Source organism: Alloprevotella sp., assembly GCF_057240785.1.
Window position 1 is genome coordinate 1 of record NZ_DBHHRH010000009.1, and the last position, 18,516, is coordinate 18,516.

Below are 18,516 nucleotides of genomic sequence, written 5' to 3' on the forward strand. Positions count from 1 at the left end.
GCGTGTGCGGTTTAAGAAACTCATGAAGGAGCGTTTCTTAAACCGAATTTGGGTTTACAGACACGCAGTGGTGTGCTGTCAACGAAGCTTATGCCCGTGCATTTGCCCAACAGGACCTTCTTGATAAACAAGCTTGAGGGTATGACTACATCCCTTTCCAGTTCTACTAAACGGTTATAAGAAACAACTTTGGGAAACAGATGGCGAAGATGCTTACATACTTTTTCAAGATAGAAATGTTTAAAGCAGCGATAACCGGAAGTGTGGAAAAGAATCATTATCAGCATGACTTCTGCCTTTGACATTGTAGAACTTCGATGATATTTTCTTTTTCCAGTAGGTTTTAGCGTATATTTTGCTGTTATAGCATCAAATAACTTGCAGAAGTCGTCTGCCATACAAAAGATTTCTGTAATTTTGTCTTCGGTGATCATAGCGATTTTTGTTTGTAATTATTTGTATTTCAACACCTTAAAATTACAACAAATTTCTCTAATCACCAAATTTATAGACACTTATAATTCGTCGAACTCACGTTAAATAGTAAGGAAGTAGACAATAGCAAAACTGATAAACAAGTTTGGTTGTCAAATCAGACAATCTGTTGGTCTTCTAAAATTTTCATAAATACTTACAAGCGTATAGCCTGAAAGCTAAGCAACTTAATAATTTATAAAAAGCAGATGCAATAAGAAATAAATTTGTACTTTTGCTCTCCAAAAGTGTTTCAACATATATGCGCAAGGCCCTACTCTATATTTTCATTTCCTCACTCTTTTTGACGGGATGTAACGAAACAAACAATCTTTTGAAGTCATCTGACTATGACTATAAGTATGAAGCTGCCAAACAGCTTTATGCTGAAGGACATTACAATAGTGCTTCTTATCTCTTGCAAAACGTGTTAACAGCCATGAAAGGCTCTAACAAAGGAGAAGAAAGTCTTTATCTACTTGGACTAACCTCTTTAAAGTCCAAAAACTATGATGCTGCTTCTACCTACTTTAAGAAGTATAATGAAACCTACCCTAAAGGAATTTATGCAGAAGAGGCTAAATTCAACACAGGTATGGCTCTATATTTAGGTACTCCAGAACCTAAATTAGATCAAACAGCTACCTATCAAGCCGTTAATCAGTTTCAGCAGTTTTTAGACGCTTATCCAGCTAGTCATCTTAGAGAAAATGCGCAACAATGTATTTTCGAACTACAAGATAAACTTGTAGAGAAACAATATCTCAATGCTAAATTGTATTACGACCTAGGTTCTTATATTGGCAATGGCGTAAATGGTAACTATGAAGCATGTATCATAACAGCCGAAAATGCAATCAAAGATTTCCCTTACACAAAGCGTCGCGAGGATTTAGCATATCTTATTCTGAAAGCTAAGTTCGATTATGCTCATAATAGTATAGCTCAAAAACAAGAAGAACGCTTCAACGATGCAATAGATGAATATTATGGATTCTTGAATGAATATCCTGAGTCTAAATATCTTAAGGATGCAAAGGCTTATTACGACAAAACTCCTGTAAAATATAAACGTTCTACAAATAATTAAGACGAAGCCTTTCTTCTTTCGTTTTGCTCCCACTAGACACTTCAAAAAAAGAATATAATAAAGAATACGAATATGGATTACAAAAACAGCAAAGCCCCCACAAACACAGTCACGCACAACATTATGGACTTTGCCCGTGGTACAGGAAATGTCTACGAAAGCGTTGTCATTATGTCGAAGCGCGCTAATCAGATTGCAGCCCAGATGAAGGAAGATTTGAGCAAAAAGTTGAAAGAGTTTGCTCAAACTAATGACAATTTAGAAGAGACCTTTGAAAACCGCGAGCAAATTGAGATTTCTCGTTACTACGAAAAACTTCCTAAACCGACGTTAATTGCTATCGACGACTTCCTCCACGATAAAATCTATTATCGTAATCCGGCGAAGGAAAAAGACATGTTAGACTAAACCGTATTCAAGTATGTTACAACGCATTCAAAGCGTATATCTTCTATTGGCCGGATTGATTCCGGCCATAGCCTTATTCGCACCTTTAGCATTTTTCACCAAAGGAAATGGCTCATATATAATGATGGCAACAGGCTTTATGGCAGCTGAAATAGCGCCATACTCTGGTAGCTCTCAAATCCCTTGGGGAATCGGCACCTTTGCAGTGCTGACCATCATTCTTTCGTTGCTCAACATCTTCAAATACAAAAACAGATCACTGCAAATAAAACTCTGCAACTGGACGGTTTTATGTATTGTTTTGTTCTATGTGGCTTATGTTGCTTATTGCATCATCTTTAGTCAAAACACTGCAACAGAATTCACACCAGCTCTCTGTGCTGGTGCCCCTGCTCTCTCTCTCATCTTTGTTATCTTAGCAAAAATGGCAGTCAAACGTGATGAAGCACTCGTTAGAGCAGCCGACAGAATTAGATAAAATAAAACAATGCTAAAGTAGGCTTGGCACCAATAGTTCAAACCTACTTTAGTTCTCCTATACCCCGATAAAACAAAGAGCCATGAGTCTCAACAAAGCTATGCTCATCGGCAATGTTGGAAAAGAACCCAATATCCGATATATAGACAACGGTGTTTGTACTGCCGCATTCCCTTTAGCCACAACTACTCCTGGTTATACTCTTCCCAATGGAACACAAGTACCAGAACGCACGGAATGGCACAACATTATGCTTTGGCGAAAATTGGCTGAAGTGGCAGAAAAATATGTACACAAAGGAGACAAACTCTACATTGAAGGAGAAATAAGGACAAGAAGTTATCAAGACAAAAAAGGCACAACACGATATATCACAGAAATTTGGGGGAAAGAAATGCAGATGCTTTCATCTAAACCCATAGTTGAATCAGCTCCTACAGGCAATACCGAAACAGATAAGCAAGAAGAGAATGCCACAACTTCTGACAAATCTTCACTTCCTTTCTGATGCGCCAGAGATCTCTTTTTGGCATGCCACCGAAACAGTAGAGGAACTTGTTTCTTTGCTCCCTGCAAAGAAACAATACAAAGAGGAAATAGAACAATTTGGAGCACTATTACGAAAAAAGGAAAGACTGGCAACTCGAGTACTCCTACACAGAGCATTAGGAGTAGAAGCTAACATCGACTATCTTCCCTCTCGCCGTCCAGTCCTCACCTTTCCTAAAAAAGAAATTAGCATTAGCCATTCACATAGCTATATTGCTTTCTCAACGGCAAAATTTCGCCACGGAATTGACATTGAAGTTTATGGTTCTAGAGCTTTGAAACTCCATAAAGCTTTCTTAAATGAATCAGAAGTTAAACTCTTAGCTAAAGAAGATTCAGAACAAATGGCCACTATGTTGTGGAGTGCAAAAGAGGCTGTCTATAAATTCGCAGACATACAAGGATTAGATTTCTCTAAAGATATTCTTATCACAAACTACACTGCCGACACTCTGCATATATATCTTCCCCGTTTCAAGAAAGAAAGTATTGTTCATTATTTTTTTCTGCAAGATTTTGTCCTTACTTATGCCATACAAGGACATAAAATAGAAATAGGAAAAATATCCTTATAGCATTTGTAAATATCCTTATAGCGTTGGCGTATGCTATAAGGATATTTACAAGCCTCCTTATTGTATTTTTATCTATCCTTTATAAGGTAGATGCCCGTTCTACAAAAGAAGCAAGCCTAACTAATTTCTGAAAAATTAGCTTTATTTTTTTTCAAGAGCTGCAGCTGCTGCCAAATAACAGTATTTTGTGGGAGATTTTCCTTTGGATCTTCTTCGAGAATTTTCTCAGCCACATGGCGTGCTTCTTCCATGAGATCGTTATCACGAAGAATATTTGCAATTTTCAAGTCGAAGGGCATTCCACTTTGTGCTGTTCCTTCTAAATCACCTGGCCCTCTAAGCTTCATATCTTCTTCTGCAATTTCAAAACCGTCATTGGTGTCGCACATAATTTGCAAACGACGACGCGTATCCTCTGAAAGTTGAGGTCTCGAAACTAGGACGCAATAACTTTGCTCTGCTCCTCGTCCTACTCGTCCCCTTAACTGATGCAACTGAGATAAGCCAAAACGCTCTGCATTCATAATAACCATAACACTAGCATTAGGAACATTCACGCCCACCTCTATTACCGTCGTTGATATTAGTATTTGCGTTTCATTATGGATAAAAGCCTGCATTGCAGCATCTTTTGTGTCGCTCTTCATCTGTCCGTGAACAAGTCCCACCTTGAAGTCTGGAAACCACGCTTGAAACTGTTGCGCCCCCTTTTCTGCATCTTGAAGATCTAGTTTCTGACTTTCTTTTACAAGAGGATATACCACATATACTTGACGTTCCAATTGTAATTGATAACGAATACCATCTATCAATTTCTCCAAACTATTTGTGTAGTAATGGACCGTAGAAATGGGTTTTCTCCCAGGTGGTAGTTCATCTAAAATAGAGACATCCAAATCACCATAAACAGTCATCGCCAAAGTACGAGGAATGGGCGTTGCTGTCATCACTAAGATATGTGGTGCACGATGATTCTTTTGCCAAAGGGCTGCCCTCTGCTTCACGCCAAAACGATGTTGTTCATCGATTACAGCAAGACCTAAATTTTGGAAATGAACTGTAGGTTCTATCAAAGCGTGTGTACCAATAAGAATTTTTACGCTTCCTGTTGAAACTTCTTCTAGAATTTTTTTCCGTGTTTTTCCCTTAACGCTTCCTGTAAGAAGTTCAACACGAAGAGGCATACCTTTCACGAGTGACTTAATTGTTGCACAATGTTGCTCTGCAAGTATCTCTGTAGGGGCCATGATGCAAGTTTGGAAATCATTATCAATCGCTATTAAGCAACACATCAATGCAACAATGGTCTTACCACTGCCCACATCTCCCTGAAGCAAACGATTCATTTGTGCTCCACTGTTCAGATCGCTTCGTATTTCTTTTATGACTCGCTTTTGGGCTCCTGTCAGAGAAAAAGGCAAGAAATCATTATAGAAAGAAAGAAAATTCTTTCCGATATGCGCAAAATTAAATCCAACAACTTTATTTTTCCGACCTTTACGATAATGGAGAATATCAAGTTGAAGATAGAACAACTCCTCAAACTTCAAGCGATGAAGCGCTAAAGGCAACTCTTCTGAAGAAGTAGGAAAATGTGCTGCGCGTAAGGCTGAGTATAAACCTACTAACTGATTTCGATGTATTAGATAATCGGGCAATGTTTCTTGTAACTGCCCTTTCGGTATCAAATCAAAGGCATTATGAATGAGTTTTGCCAAGATCTTTGAAGTGAAATTGGCTTTCTTCATCTTTTCGGGAATAGAATAGATAGGTTGTAATCCTAAATTTGGATTAGATGTGCTAGGCTCAATCTCGTCGAGCTCTGGATGAGCAAAAGAGTACGTCTGACGATAAAGATTAGGCTTACCTAATAAAAGATAAGTGTAGCCTATTTTATAATTCTCTGTCACAAAGTTCAATCCGCCAAACCATACAAGTTCCACATATCCCGTCCCATCTGTAAATACAGCTTTCAGACGACGCTTCCTCCCCTTTCCCTCATCTGAAAAATCTACGATTTGACCTTTTAACTGGATATACGGAATAGCACTTTCCACCTGCAGAGCTTCCTCAGGAATAACCGAAGCCATCTCACGTATAGTATAGATTCTACTACGGTCTATATACCGATAGGGAAATGTATAAAGTAAATCCCCAACGGTTTCAATACCCAGACTATCCTTAAGAATTTTAGCTCGTCCAGGCCCAACCCCTTTTAGATATTTAATGTCTTGAGAAAGAATCTGCACCTGCTGTATTTTCTTTATCACTCTTTATTCCAGTATCATTCCTTGGCGCATCTTCTTCACTACATCGCGAGAAATAAAACGTTTCAAAATGGCAAAAGCAAAATCCATTGCGGCACCAGGACCGCGTCCTGTAATAATATTGCCATCTTCCTCTACAAGAGCCGTAGAATGAATAGCTCCTGGTAGTTGCCCTTCAAAACCAGGATAGCATGTTGCTTTACGCTCTTTAAGAATACCGGCTGCAGACAAAACTATAGGGCCAGCACAAATAGCACAAACCAAACGTTCTGCAGCATTTTGGGTTTGAAGAGCTTTGCGTAACGCCAAGTTGCCACGTAAGTTTGATGCTCCAGGCATTCCTCCAGGAATAATCATAGCTTCGGAATCCGATAGATCAATGGAGTCTAATGTTGCATCTGCCACAACTCTAACACCATGGGAACTTCTCACTTCAAGTCCACTACTTATGCTAACAAGCTGTACATCTAGTCCTGCACGTCGCAACACATCTAACGGTGTTAAAGCTTCTATATCTTCAAAACCATTTGCTAAGAAAATATGAATCATATTATTTCCTCTTTTTATTAAGACATTACTAGCTTAATCTTGAAGACAAGCTAGATACTGATGAATGGTTTCTTTTAATCCTAAATATAAAGCATCGCAAATAAGAGCGTGCCCAATACTTACTTCATCTAGCCAAGGAATCTGTTGATGAAAATATCGTAAGTTATGCAAGCTTAAATCGTGTCCCGCATTCAATCCTAGCCCTATTTCCTTAGCATAGGTTGCAGCTTCAAGAAAATCTGTTATAGCAACTTCAGGGTTTTGCACATAAGTGGCGGCATAAGGCTCTGTATATAGTTCTACCCGATCTGCGCCTGCACGTTTTGAGAATTCTACCATTCTCTTATCTGCGGATACAAAGAAACTTACACGAATTTTTTTTTCATGAAAATGAGCTGCTATATCCATGAGAAAATCTAAATACTTCTCAGTATCCCATCCCGCATTAGACGTTAATTGGTCTGGTTTGTCTGGCACTAGGGTAACTTGATTTGGCTTTACCTCACATACTAGTTTGACAAATTCCTCGGAAGGATAGCCTTCAATATTAAATTCGGTTGTCAGAAGAGGTCTCAATTCGTAGACATCATTATAACGAATATGCCGCTCATCAGGACGAGGATGTACTGTAATACCTTGAGCACCAAATCTCTCACAATCTTTTGCAACTTTCAAGAGATCTGGATTATCTCCTCCTCGAGCATTGCGTAGAGTAGCCACTTTATTTATGTTCACACTCAACTTTGTCATAGCAATCTACTTTTATATTGAAAAATAATGCGTATCTTCGCTCCGTTTCAAAATGCGAAAGTAGAAAATTTATTTGAATTTCCGGATATCGCTGAAATGTTTATAGTTAACATCAGGTAAGTAAATGGAGGAAAAACAAATTAAAATAGCCCTTTTTGGTAATGCTAATCAAGTAAAGAAAGGAAATTATATAAAAGAACTCTTACAGAAATTAACTGATAAAGGAATAATTGTCTGCATAGAGCATCAGTTTGCCCAATTCATCTCAAAAACTTTACAATTAAGTATTAATGATTTTCAACAATTTATTTCTTATCAAGAAACACAAGCAAATCTTGTCATCTCAGTAGGAGGTGACGGAACGTTGTTACGTACTGCTGCAGCTATTGGCAATAGCATAACACCAATTTTAGGTATAAATACGGGGCATTTAGGGTTTCTTGCAGATGTAAGTCCCGCAAATATTGATACAACTATCGAGGCGTTTCTGAATGGATACTACACGATAGAAGAGCGTAGCCTTCTATCCGTAGAATCGACACAGAATCTATCTGTTTATCCCTACGCTCTCAACGAAGTTGCCATATTAAAATTCGACAATTCAGCCTTAATCCAAGTAACAGCAGAAGTTGATGGAAATTTACTCACATCTTATCTAGCAGACGGACTTATTATCTGCACACCAACAGGTTCTACTGGATATTCACTGAGTGTGAATGGTCCTATTATTTCTCCTTATTCCAAAACTTTTTGCATAGCTCCGATTGCTCCCCATAGTCTGAATATTCGCCCAGTTATTGTGGATGATAGTTCTGTTATAACATTAAAAGTTACATCGCGCACACAAAAGTTTCTTATGGCCATAGATGGTCGTAGTCAAGTGATGGACGAGACTGCAACAATCGTTCTTAAAAAAGCCCCATACACTATTAGAGTTATGAAAATAAAACACCAACACTTCTTTGATACGTTGCGCGACAAAATGGGTTGGGGAGCAGATCAGAGATAAAATTCATGCAAATACCTTTCTTTCATAAAAAACGATTTTCGGCAGAAGGAAAAAAACTTCTTTCTTATCGTGTCCTATCCCAATGGTTATGGCGAACAAGTGCGGGATATAGACTGCAAGCTACCATCAATACCATAATCGGTATAATCTTAGTTCTAACAGATCTTGCCTTTGTTTGGGGAACTAAATGGGCTGTTGATATTGCAACAAATAGCAACAACAAATCTCTAAAGCCTGCTATACTTTTCTTGGGCTGTATCATTATCATACAAATACTATTGGGAATAACCTCACGATGGATTAGAGCCATTCTTGGGGTAAAAGCGCAAAACAAGATGCAGCACGATGCTTTTTCTCACTTGCTACGAAGCGATTGGAAAAGTATGCAACAGTTTCATACAGGAAACTTAATCAACCGTATAGAAACAGACGTCAATAATATTATTGGATTTATCACAGAAAGCATCCCTTCACTTTTCACAACTATCTTCCAATTTATTGGTGCTTTCCTTTTTTTATTCTATATGGATAAAACGCTGGCCTGCGTGATTGTCTTGGTCGTTCCGTTCTTTCTTATCAGCAGCAAACTATATGTACGCAAGATGCGGACATTAACACGAACTGTTCGCGAAACAGAAAGCAAGATCCAAAGTATCATACAAGAGAGCCTACAACACACAATGGTCATTAAGACCTTGGGACGTACACAAACAATACTAGAAAAACTCTCTACAACTCAAAGACAACTCCGGAAAGAAATTGTGAGTAAAACAAAATATGCCACAATTTCTTCCAGTTTAATGAATGCAGGATTCGCTACTGGCTATCTCCTTACCTTCACATGGGGAGCTGTGAGTTTGCATAGAGGTCTTATTACCTATGGAGCATTGATTGCATTTGTACAACTAGTATCTCAAATACAAGGCCCAGTAAAACAACTCACTCGCTTCATTCCGGTATTTATAAGTTCCTTTACTGCCACAGAGCGCCTCATCGAATTAGATAATATCCCTCTGGAACGAAATGAGAATGATTTACGAGTGGAGTCATCAGCAGGAATAAGCATAGATAACCTAACATTTTGCTACTCGAAAACGTCACGTAAGATTTTCGATAATTTTAGTTTTAACTTTCCAGCAAGTAGCATTACTGCAATTTTAGGAGAAACAGGCAGTGGGAAAACGACACTTATCAGATTATTATTATCTCTCATTGCGCCAAAAGAAGGATATATTACTTTACAAGACAAGAGTAAGAAATTTCCAATTAGCCCAGAAACACGTTGTAACTTTGCCTATGTGCCACAGGGTAATACTCTTCTTAGCGGAAGCATACGAGAAAACTTACTACTAGGTTCACCTTTAGCTTCAGAAGAAGAGATGAAACAAGCACTTGAAGATGCTGCAGCAGAATTCGTCCTCTCCCTTCCAGAGGGGCTCGACACTATTTGCGGAGAAATGGGACATGGATTATCTGAAGGTCAGGCTCAACGCATAGCCATCGCGAGAGCTTTGCTAAATCCAGCTCCAGTTCTTTTGTTAGATGAGGCAACGAGTGCGCTTGACGCAGAAACCGAAAGTCGTGTTATTAAAAGAATTATTCAGAAATACCAAAATCGGACAATTATCTTTGTAACACATCGCCCAGAAATTCTCAAATATTCCACACAAACTCTTTTTCTTTAGTTGCAAAGAGATTTTCCCAAGATTTTTCCAATAAATTCTCTTTTTATTTTATCACTCTATATGCTAAAAATCAACATTTTAACCTCTACAAACCAATATCCTCTCCCATTTAGTAAGAAAAAAAAGAATAAAAGATTTGGTAGTTAAAAAGAAAGTAGTACCTTTGCAATCGCAAACGGGAAAGTGCCGTGCGGCCAGCTCCCTACAAACCCCCCAGGGCTTGATCGCAGCAAGGGTAGTTGGTTGTAGCGGTGCGATACGGAGAGCTTTCCCACCCCCGCCTCTTTAGCTCAGTTGGCCAGAGCACGTGATTTGTAATCTCGGGGTCGTTGGTTCGAATCCGACAAGAGGCTCAAAAGACACTTAGCTTTAACTAAGTGTCTTTTCTTTTTATTTATAATATTCTTTTGACACTATTTGTTCAGCTTTTCACCAGTGGAGGACTGCACGCCCTCCTATCCCCGTTTTTAAGTGATTTCCTAAAGATACAAAGCCACTTAGGTCCAGTATGGGAGTTGCTATGCCATAACCTAATTCACAATAGGCAGATAAAGAACGTAAGGTTACAAAATTTAGGTATATGCGCTCCTTTTCTATATATCGAGTCAATCCAGGCAAACGTGAGAAAAGTAACATTGGGCTTTCATAAGCAATGGAAGTCTTAACATAATAAGGACTATCATTATACCAATGATTCCCTAACAGATAAAAACGACCAGACATTTCATCAGCCCAATCACTCAAAATATTCTCATCGCGAAAGAGATCATAATCTATAAAAGCCTGCCGACTCTTATTCAAGAAGAATCCTGAACCTATACGGAAGAACAATGTTCTTAGAGCATACAATCTGTGGGCATATTGAACATCTACTTCATAACGTTCGTAGCTACATTGAAAACTCTTCGTATGTAGCCCTCGCTCATAGTCCAGCCTAAAAGTTGGCCATTTACTATAAAGAGGTATTTTTCTTTCTTCTTTGCGATAATAATACAAAGCTGGTGTCCACTCCAAACGAAGGTGTGGAGCAAAAGAATAGAGGGATTTTGAAAAATAGCTAAGCAACCGTTCTTTCATCCATGGCAGTTGAACATCATTAAGAACTAAACAACGACGATGGAAATTCAGACCTGTTGTTATTTTCAAGCCAATTTTCGGTTGAAAAGAGAAATATAACTTAGAGTAGATATCTCGATAATTTGTAAAAATATCATTCCTCGAAAGATTTATTAGTTCACTTCCCGCATGGTTTTGTTCAAGCTGCCGACGAAAATAATCAGCTTGCTGCTTTGAATAAGTATAATTTCCCGAACCAACTTCAAAGCGTAAATGGGCCTCCCAAACAGGTAAGAAACTATAATCAAGTGGCAAACGCCAATAGAGTTTCCTCTCTTTGAAACTATAACTTAGCTTTGGAAACCAAACAATTTGCTGCTTAGTTCTAAGATTGAAAGAAATTTTCAAACGAGTTTGTACCTGCAAACCTTTTCGATGACTCCATGCAAACATTTCTGGAGTAATAATTGCTGGAAGTCGCAAAGAATTTGAGCCAAAACTTATATGATGCCGATCAAGAAAGAGATCCTCCATATCACTCCAAGAAAAACGTTTTTTCTTGACCGTGATATTAGAATCTATCTTCGTGGTATCCGTCAGAAGGGAAACCGAAGAAGACTCTCTCCACAAAGGAGTTTTTAGTCTATTAACGCAGTTCGTATCAACTCGTAGATAATAAAGATGAGTTAAGTCGAATGTCTTATTACTGGCAATAGAAATTTGTTTATTTACAGAGAAGTCATACTTAATACTAACGTCATACTTAGCTTTTAAGCGATTCCCTAGCAAGTTTAGGTTTAAATAGATTTGCAGTTGGTAGGGAAATAGACAAGCGAGACCTGTACGAGGAACCCTCCCAACAACTCGGATGTTCATAGCATCATAATAGAAAGACAAGTCAAAATTAGTAACAGCTCCTGTCCCTATGTCCACATCATATATTCCTTCAACTAGTTGTGTATTTCTAAATCGTGGTCGCACTTCTACATGAGCACATTCTCGTCCTCCCTCTGTAAAACGATAGCATAATTCATAGGTATAATACCTTCTATTTTGTCCGTTAAAAGGTGAAAGGATATTATCTGTAAAAATCTGAGAAGAATAAAGAGATAAACTAAAACGCTGACGAATTATATCCGAAGTATTACGGAGTCGAGGAAGATTAGAATAAAATTCAATCTCTTTAATATCTACCGCTCCATTTGCATGATGCTGAAAGAACATCCGACTTTGAGTTTCATATTCATTATCTCCTCTTTCAAAAGTAAAAAGTCCACGAATCCAACGTGTAACAACATTACTCCGATGAGTCTGCAGATGACAACGAGCCTCAATAGAAGCAGCGTATTCCTTGGCAGAGAGTGAATATCTAGAGGGGAATGTATAAGTTAGTCGACAAAGAGAATCCATCGATACCGCCCTAGCCTGCAATATTTGAAAGCAAAAAGAAAAACAGATAAAAAGAAAGCAAATGTATCCTAGCCTCACCTCACTAAAGAAGTGAACCTTTAACATTATCGTTCTTAGCACTATTTTGTTACTCTCTATTTTCAATCTTCAAGATATCTTCTAAATTCCGATTTAGCTTCACGAATTTGTTCGTCAGTGAGAGAGTAAGACTGATTAACAAGCCATTTGCTAAAAGCTGCAAGAGCCTTAGTTTTCATTACGGCTCGACCTGTTCTAACTCCACTTTGAAAACTATGAGAAGGTAACAGATTTCTATTAAAATTTCCGTCAGACATATTTATGTAATTCTTCTATTTCATACTTAAGAACGGGAAACAGCTTTAACTCCTCTTACTGCCCTCAACTTACGAATTAAGGCATTGAGCACTTGTGTGTCATCTACTAAAATTGTAAGCATACCACTAAACAACCCTTCGTGAGAATCTATATTGATACTGCGAAGCATAATATGTTCCTCCTTTGAAATAACAGATGTTATATTATTGACAATACCTAAATCGTCTTGGCCTATCACATTAAGCACAATAGGATATTGTCCCTTCCCCTTTCCTGCCCAACGAGCACGTACAATCCTGTAGGGAAAACGCATACGGAGAGCTGGAGCATTAGGACAATTATTTCGGTGTATCTTGATACCTCCACTCACTGTAACAAAGCCGAAGACTTCGTCTCCATAGACAGGGTTACAGCAATGAGCCATTTGAAAATGCAAACCTTTGAGCTCATTGTCAATAACCAAGACATCATCTGGTATTGTTATATTTGCAGCCAATTTTTTTTCAAGATTGAACTCTTCGGCACTGCGTTGCACAAGATGATCTGATGAATTTTGATTACGGTTAAGAATCTCAAGATATTGTTCTATTACAGCATTCAGATCTAAGCGATTATCTGCAATAGATTTGTAAAACTCATTAGCTTCTTTGAAACCTAATTTCTTTATCGTTATATTCCAAGCTGATTCGTCCCAAGTAATCTTCCGGTTCTTCAACTTACGCTCCAACACCTCTCGAGCAAAATTCCCATCAGTAGCCTGCAAGTCATTCACACTAGAACGTATCTTTGCCTTTGCACGTGAGGATACTACCCAATTAACCCACTCCAACTTCGGAGTTTGAGTCGTAGATGTTATAATCTCTACCTTCTGGCCACTTTCTAAGGGCTGACGTATTGACACATTACGCCCACCTATACGAGCTCCTACGCAATGATCACCCACATTGGTGTGTATCAAATAGGCAAAATCTAGAACGATAGCTCCCTCTGGAAGTTTGTACAAATCTCCCTTGGGAGAAAATACATAGACAGAGCCTTCATGAAGATCAGAACCTAAACTCTTCGACAACTGCGATTCATCACCTTGCTCTAGAGCTTCTCGAATATTGGCTAACCAAGTATCAACCCCTCTATCCGAAGCCTTGATACCTTTGTAACGCCAATGTGCAGCCAAACCATGTTCTGCTATTTCGTCCATACGAGACGTGCGGATTTGTACCTCCACCCATTTATCTTCTGGACCACGCACTGTTATATGAAGACTTTCATACCCATTGCTCTTAGGGACAGTAAGCCAATCTCGTAGACGACGTAAATTCGACTCATACTTATAGGTTATAAGTGAAAAGACCTTCCAACAAAGTTCTTTTTCTTTTTCAAAAGGAGCATCTATAATTACTCGAATTGCAAACAAATCATAGACGCCCTCAAAAGAACAATGTTGCTTCTTCATCTTTTGCCAAATAGAGTGAATACTTTTTGTGCGCCCTTTTATATGACAAGAGATTCCCTCTTCTTTCAAACGTTCACGCAATGGAGCTATGAATCGTTCGATATAAGAGTCACGTGCACGCTTTGTAGCATTGAGTTTTTCTTTTATATGATAGTATGCCTCAGACTCCATATACTTTAGACTCAGATCTTCTAATTCACTTTTCAGCGTATAAAGACCTAACTTATGAGCCAAAGGTGCATAAATGTAAGCAGCTTCAATTGACAAAATCCGCTTAGATTCCTCATTTTGTACATCCCGAACCAAGCGCATTTTATTCACGCAATCAGCTATAAGCAGAAGAATCACACGCATATCTCCACATTGGGCCACAAAGAGATTGCGAAAACTATCTGTTTCCATGGTTTCAATCTTTGTATCCAACAAATTCTCGATACGCAGAAAAGCATGTAGTGCAATTCTAACATCGCTACCAAAAACTTTCTCCACCTCATCTAACTTGGTAGTTTCAAAGACTAATGAACGAAGGATACAAGCCACAAGGGCATGGCCCCGCAATCCTATTTCAGAAGAAGCAAGAAGGCAAGCTTGCAAACTTAGTACAACTCGATTCAGCCCAAAGACATCTTCAGTAACAGCCCCTTCAGCCATTCTTTTTTTCAAAAAAGTCCGGATTTTTTCAGCATCTTTGAAGGAAAGTCCTAAATGTCTCATATGAGCCAAGGCCCAAATTGCGCGATGAGCTTCTAGCGAATGACCACCTTTTCGAATCCCGCATATATGATTATCCAATCTTTGCATATCTGCTATAAACTTTTATGTAATAGAGCGTAAAGAGGTTCTTATAATACACTTAACGTTAAGAGCAACTCAAAAAGTATATAAAATATCTTAGAATCCATCGACATCTAAATCATGTCCACTTTGTTCCTTCACAAAACTGTCTATCAACATCCGTGCTATTGAAAGTTTGGATGGAATATTTGGTAAATTATCCGACTTAAACCATCCACCTTTTGTCAATTCAGAACGCTGTATTTGTATTTCTCCACTAACATAGTCTGCCTTAAAACCGATCATCAATCCTGATGGATAAGGCCAAGGTTGATTACCAAAATAGCGGATATTGTTTATTTCTATATGTGTTTCCTCTCTCACTTCTCTGCGCACACAATCTTCCAAAGTTTCTCCTGTTTCAACAAAGCCTGCAACCAATCCCATATAATCAGCACGGAATTTATTACTCTGTACTAAAAGAATCTCATCGTTACGCTGCACAGCCACTATGATGGCCACAGCTAAAGAAGGCCAAACTTCTTTGCCACAACAAGTGCAACGCTTAGATATATCTGTATGAAACTTCATTGGTGCTCCACAAACTCCACAAAACTTTGTATTTGTATCCCAGTATTGCAATTCATAGGCTTTCCCTGCCATGAGATAATCCGAAAGTGAAAGAATTGAATAGGATTGGCGCAATCCAACCATCTGAAAACCACTCTCTGATATAGGCACATCTATAGACACCCAACAGCAAGGAATACCGTCCATCTTTGGGAGAGGATGAGTTTTTTGCCAATCTTCAAGGAGTATAGGAGGAGTATTTCCAATGGGTAAAGTCCCTTTATCAGTCAATAATAATTGATCTCTACAAAAAATGAAGTATTTCATATACTATCACTCTGAACAGAAACAAGTTTTTAGAAAGAGTCTTCTTACCCCTTCACAACCATAAAAACACAGAAACAAGTAGGTCGCAGTCATCATATAGAAGCCACAGAGCTCTAACTGACAAATACGTCTTACCTGTTATAGTCCCAACCATAAAACTGCCCAGGCAATGAGATTTCGGACAGTCCAGCTAGTATCATTGAATAATAAAGAGGAGGGAAAAGAAGATCTCCTTCCCCTCCTTTCTAAGTTATTCGTTAATATTCAAATCTTTCACAATAGCAGCCACTTTGACATCAGCCTGTTGGCATGCTTGGTCATATTCAGCAGCAGAAGCAAGATCACCTTTAACTTCAATATAGAATTTAATCTTAGGTTCAGTACCACTGGGGCGAACACTAATTTTTGTACCATCTTCAGTGAACCATTGCAGTACATTGCTAGCCTCTGGCATGTCGAGCGGAGTAACTTGACCATCAGCACCATAAACCTTCAATTCTTGATAATCTTTAGTCACAAGGACCTTAGACCCAGCAAGAACACTAGGACGATTATTGCGGAAATCTACCATCATAGCCTGGATTTCATCAGCTCCACTCTTTCCTGGACGTACAACATTGATTGTTTTGTTATAAGAAAAACCATACTCTGCATAAAGATCCATCAAAACATCATAAAGCGTTTTACCTTGATCCTTTGCCCAAGCACAGATTTCTGCTAACAAAGAACAAGCACTTACTGCATCCTTGTCACGACAGAAGTCCTCAGCCATGAAGCCATAACTCTCTTCGCCACCACCGATATATTGCATATCACCTTCATCTTGGTGCAACCGGACCTCACGAGCAATCCATTTAAAACCGGTATAACAGTCGAAGAAGCCCAATCCGTTCTTTACAGCCATATCGTGAATGGTTTCATTAGTAACAATTGTCTTAACGATGAATTCATTACCCTTCATTAAACCACGTGCAATACGATTTTTTATAATGTAGTAAAGGAAGAGCATACAAGTCTGATTACCATTTATAAGGACCCATTCTCCTCTATCATTTTTGCAAGCCATACCTACACGGTCAGCATCTGGATCAGAAGCCATCACAATGTCTGCATCAATACTCTTTGCCAACTTCAGAGCCAAAGTCAAGGCCTCTCCATTTTCGGGGTTAGGACTCTTTACGGTTGGGAAATTGCCATCGCGCACCATCTGTTCTGCAACAGTATGAACATTGTTAAAGCCCCACATCTTGAGACTCTGTGGAATAAGCATCATACCAGTGCCATGCAACGGAGTGTAAACAATCTTCAAGTCTGACTGACGACGAATCACATCAGGATCAATGCTCAACGTGTGCACTTTTTGCAAAAATTCTTCATCCATTTCTTTACCCAGCGTTTTGATAAGTGCTGGATTAGCCTCGAAACGCACATCAGCCACCGTAACACGTGTTACCTCATCAATGATACCTGTATCGTGCGGAGAAAGAACTTGTGCACCATCTTCCCAATATGCTTTGTAACCATTATATTCTTTCGGATTGTGAGAAGCTGTTACAACAACACCACTCTGACATCCCAAGCGACGAATGGCATACGACATCTCTGGCGTTGGTCGCATATCCTCAAATAAGTAGACCTGGATACCATTAGCAGAGAAAACTGCTGCACAAGTCTCTGCAAAAAGACGGCTATTATTACGACAATCGTGCCCAACAACAACGCTGATAGTTTTTCTGTCAGCAAAGCTACGTTTCAGATAGTTAGATAAACCTTGAGTCGCAGCTCCTACCGTATAAACATTCATACGATTGGTGCCAGCTCCCATGATACCACGCAAACCACCTGTACCAAATTCAAGATTCTTATAGAATGACTCGATGAGTTCTGTCTTATCTGGATTTGCCACCATTTCGCTTACAGCACGACGAGTTTCTTTGTCATAAAGGTTTGAAGACATCCATTCCCGTGCTTTTGCAATGCAGTCGTCAATCAATTGTTGATTTTCCATAATCTGAATATTTTATTTGTTTTATTTGTTTACTTGATTTTCAGCTGGAAGTATCTCGATCCAATAACCATCGGGATCTTGAATAAAATATAGTCCCATCTCTAAATTCTCATAACAGAGACATCCCATCTCTCTATGCTGTTCTCTAACAGCAGCATAGTCTCCTTCGACTCTCACACAGAGATGAAATTCACATTCGCCCAAATTATACTCTTGAGGGTGATCGCGCAGCCAAGTTAATTCCAAACGAAAAGAAGAGTGACCATCTCCCAAATACACAATTTTGAATTGTCCTTCTGGACCATCGATTTCTCCTACTGGAACAAAGCCTAAAGCCTCTCGATAAAACATCAAAGAACGTGACAAATCTGTCACATTAAAGTTGAAATGATCAAAGTATCCTTGGATTTCCATATATATAGTAATATTTATAAAGCGAAGTTACATCAAAAGACACAAAAGAACAAACCACTTTATAAAAAGTTCCTACTTATGAGCCAAGAATTAGACAAAATAAACAATAGGACTAATACAACAACAACCTTATTCCATCGTCATAAAAAGTTGGACAACTGTGTAATCTGCTACTATGAGATTTGGAAACTTAGAATTTGAAATAGTTATATCAACTCTATATGTGTCAGAATAAAAGGTCCCATTAGTCTTATCCAGACTTTTATTGTCATTCACAAATACAATAAGGGCGTCAGCTGATAGCCTTATTTCGTCAGCCTGCGTTCTTATTGCA

General features: G+C 38.7%; 16 protein-coding genes, 1 tRNA gene and 1 pseudogene. 8 read left to right on the top strand and 10 right to left on the bottom strand.

Annotated features, from left to right (window positions below; all coding sequences use genetic code 11):
* Positions 1-53: 53 nt before the first annotated feature.
* Positions 54-434, bottom strand: a pseudogene (locus ACO4R2_RS02260) (IS982 family transposase); the annotation flags it as partial.
* A gap of 302 nt (positions 435-736) precedes the next feature.
* On the opposite strand from ACO4R2_RS02260, the gene ACO4R2_RS02265 reads away from it, so the two are divergent.
* The 5 genes from ACO4R2_RS02265 (at position 737) to ACO4R2_RS02285 (ending at position 3,574) form a co-directional block, all read left to right on the top strand.
* A complete protein-coding gene (locus ACO4R2_RS02265; RefSeq protein WP_311491139.1) occupies positions 737-1,564 on the top strand; it encodes an outer membrane protein assembly factor BamD in 828 nt (275 codons plus the stop codon).
* 72 nt (positions 1,565-1,636) lie between these two features.
* Positions 1,637-1,972 carry a DNA-directed RNA polymerase subunit omega gene (locus tag ACO4R2_RS02270; RefSeq protein WP_311491140.1) on the top strand — a complete coding sequence of 112 codons (336 nt, stop codon included), beginning with the start codon at positions 1,637-1,639 and terminating at the stop codon, positions 1,970-1,972.
* 13 nt (positions 1,973-1,985) lie between these two features.
* Complete coding sequence (locus ACO4R2_RS02275; protein ID WP_347719979.1) at positions 1,986-2,450, top strand: DUF4293 domain-containing protein; 465 nt, start codon at positions 1,986-1,988, stop codon at positions 2,448-2,450.
* Positions 2,451-2,532: 82 nt separating this feature from the next.
* Complete coding sequence (locus ACO4R2_RS02280) at positions 2,533-2,958, top strand: single-stranded DNA-binding protein (protein ID WP_311491142.1); 426 nt, start codon at positions 2,533-2,535, stop codon at positions 2,956-2,958.
* Positions 2,921-3,574 (top strand): 4'-phosphopantetheinyl transferase superfamily protein, encoded by a 654-nt coding sequence (locus ACO4R2_RS02285; protein WP_484769018.1) that lies wholly within the window; start codon positions 2,921-2,923, stop codon positions 3,572-3,574. The genes ACO4R2_RS02280 and ACO4R2_RS02285 overlap by 38 nt, the downstream gene beginning before the upstream one ends.
* Positions 3,575-3,690: 116 nt before the next feature.
* Here ACO4R2_RS02285 and recG read toward each other — a convergent pair whose 3' ends face one another.
* From recG to ACO4R2_RS02300, 3 genes are read right to left on the bottom strand one after another with little or no spacing between them, the layout of a single operon-like run.
* Positions 3,691-5,823 (bottom strand): ATP-dependent DNA helicase RecG, encoded by a 2,133-nt coding sequence (recG, locus tag ACO4R2_RS02290; RefSeq protein ID WP_484769019.1) that lies wholly within the window; start codon positions 5,821-5,823, stop codon positions 3,691-3,693.
* A gap of 24 nt (positions 5,824-5,847) precedes the next feature.
* The gene (locus ACO4R2_RS02295) at positions 5,848-6,390 is read right to left on the bottom strand and encodes a DJ-1 family glyoxalase III (RefSeq protein ID WP_484769020.1); all 543 of its coding nucleotides are present in this window, start codon (positions 6,388-6,390) and stop codon (positions 5,848-5,850) included.
* Positions 6,391-6,423: 33 nt separating this feature from the next.
* Positions 6,424-7,140 (bottom strand): pyridoxine 5'-phosphate synthase, encoded by a 717-nt coding sequence (locus tag ACO4R2_RS02300; protein ID WP_484769021.1) that lies wholly within the window; start codon positions 7,138-7,140, stop codon positions 6,424-6,426.
* Between the two features lie 124 nt (positions 7,141-7,264).
* On the opposite strand from ACO4R2_RS02300, the gene ACO4R2_RS02305 reads away from it, so the two are divergent.
* The 3 genes from ACO4R2_RS02305 to ACO4R2_RS02315 all read left to right on the top strand — a co-directional run bounded on the left by ACO4R2_RS02305 (position 7,265) and on the right by ACO4R2_RS02315 (position 10,187).
* Positions 7,265-8,149 carry an NAD kinase gene (locus tag ACO4R2_RS02305; protein WP_484769022.1) on the top strand — a complete coding sequence of 295 codons (885 nt, stop codon included), beginning with the start codon at positions 7,265-7,267 and terminating at the stop codon, positions 8,147-8,149.
* A gap of 5 nt (positions 8,150-8,154) precedes the next feature.
* Complete coding sequence (locus ACO4R2_RS02310) at positions 8,155-9,834, top strand: ABC transporter ATP-binding protein (RefSeq protein ID WP_484769023.1); 1,680 nt, start codon at positions 8,155-8,157, stop codon at positions 9,832-9,834.
* Positions 9,835-10,113: 279 nt separating this feature from the next.
* A tRNA-Thr gene (locus ACO4R2_RS02315) sits at positions 10,114-10,187 on the top strand.
* Positions 10,188-10,263: 76 nt separating this feature from the next.
* Here the strand turns inward: ACO4R2_RS02315 and ACO4R2_RS02320 are convergent.
* From ACO4R2_RS02320 to ACO4R2_RS02345, 6 genes are all read right to left on the bottom strand, one after another.
* Positions 10,264-12,405: a DUF5686 family protein gene (locus tag ACO4R2_RS02320; protein ID WP_484769024.1), complete on the bottom strand. Its 2,142-nt coding sequence runs from the start codon at positions 12,403-12,405 to the stop codon at positions 10,264-10,266.
* 35 nt (positions 12,406-12,440) lie between these two features.
* A complete protein-coding gene (locus tag ACO4R2_RS02325; protein ID WP_311491149.1) occupies positions 12,441-12,635 on the bottom strand; it encodes a hypothetical protein in 195 nt (64 codons plus the stop codon).
* A gap of 26 nt (positions 12,636-12,661) precedes the next feature.
* Positions 12,662-14,740, bottom strand: coding sequence for a RelA/SpoT family protein (locus tag ACO4R2_RS02330; protein WP_484769025.1), 2,079 nt, complete (start codon positions 14,738-14,740; stop codon positions 12,662-12,664).
* 240 nt (positions 14,741-14,980) lie between these two features.
* Positions 14,981-15,760, bottom strand: a complete 780-nt coding sequence (gene nudC, locus ACO4R2_RS02335) for an NAD(+) diphosphatase (RefSeq protein WP_484769026.1) — start codon at positions 15,758-15,760, stop codon at positions 14,981-14,983.
* A gap of 250 nt (positions 15,761-16,010) precedes the next feature.
* A complete protein-coding gene (locus tag ACO4R2_RS02340) occupies positions 16,011-17,768 on the bottom strand; it encodes a phospho-sugar mutase (protein WP_484769027.1) in 1,758 nt (585 codons plus the stop codon).
* A gap of 21 nt (positions 17,769-17,789) precedes the next feature.
* Entirely contained in the window at positions 17,790-18,182 is a 393-nt protein-coding gene (locus ACO4R2_RS02345; RefSeq protein WP_484769028.1) for a VOC family protein, read from the bottom strand.
* Positions 18,183-18,516 lie beyond the last annotated feature (334 nt).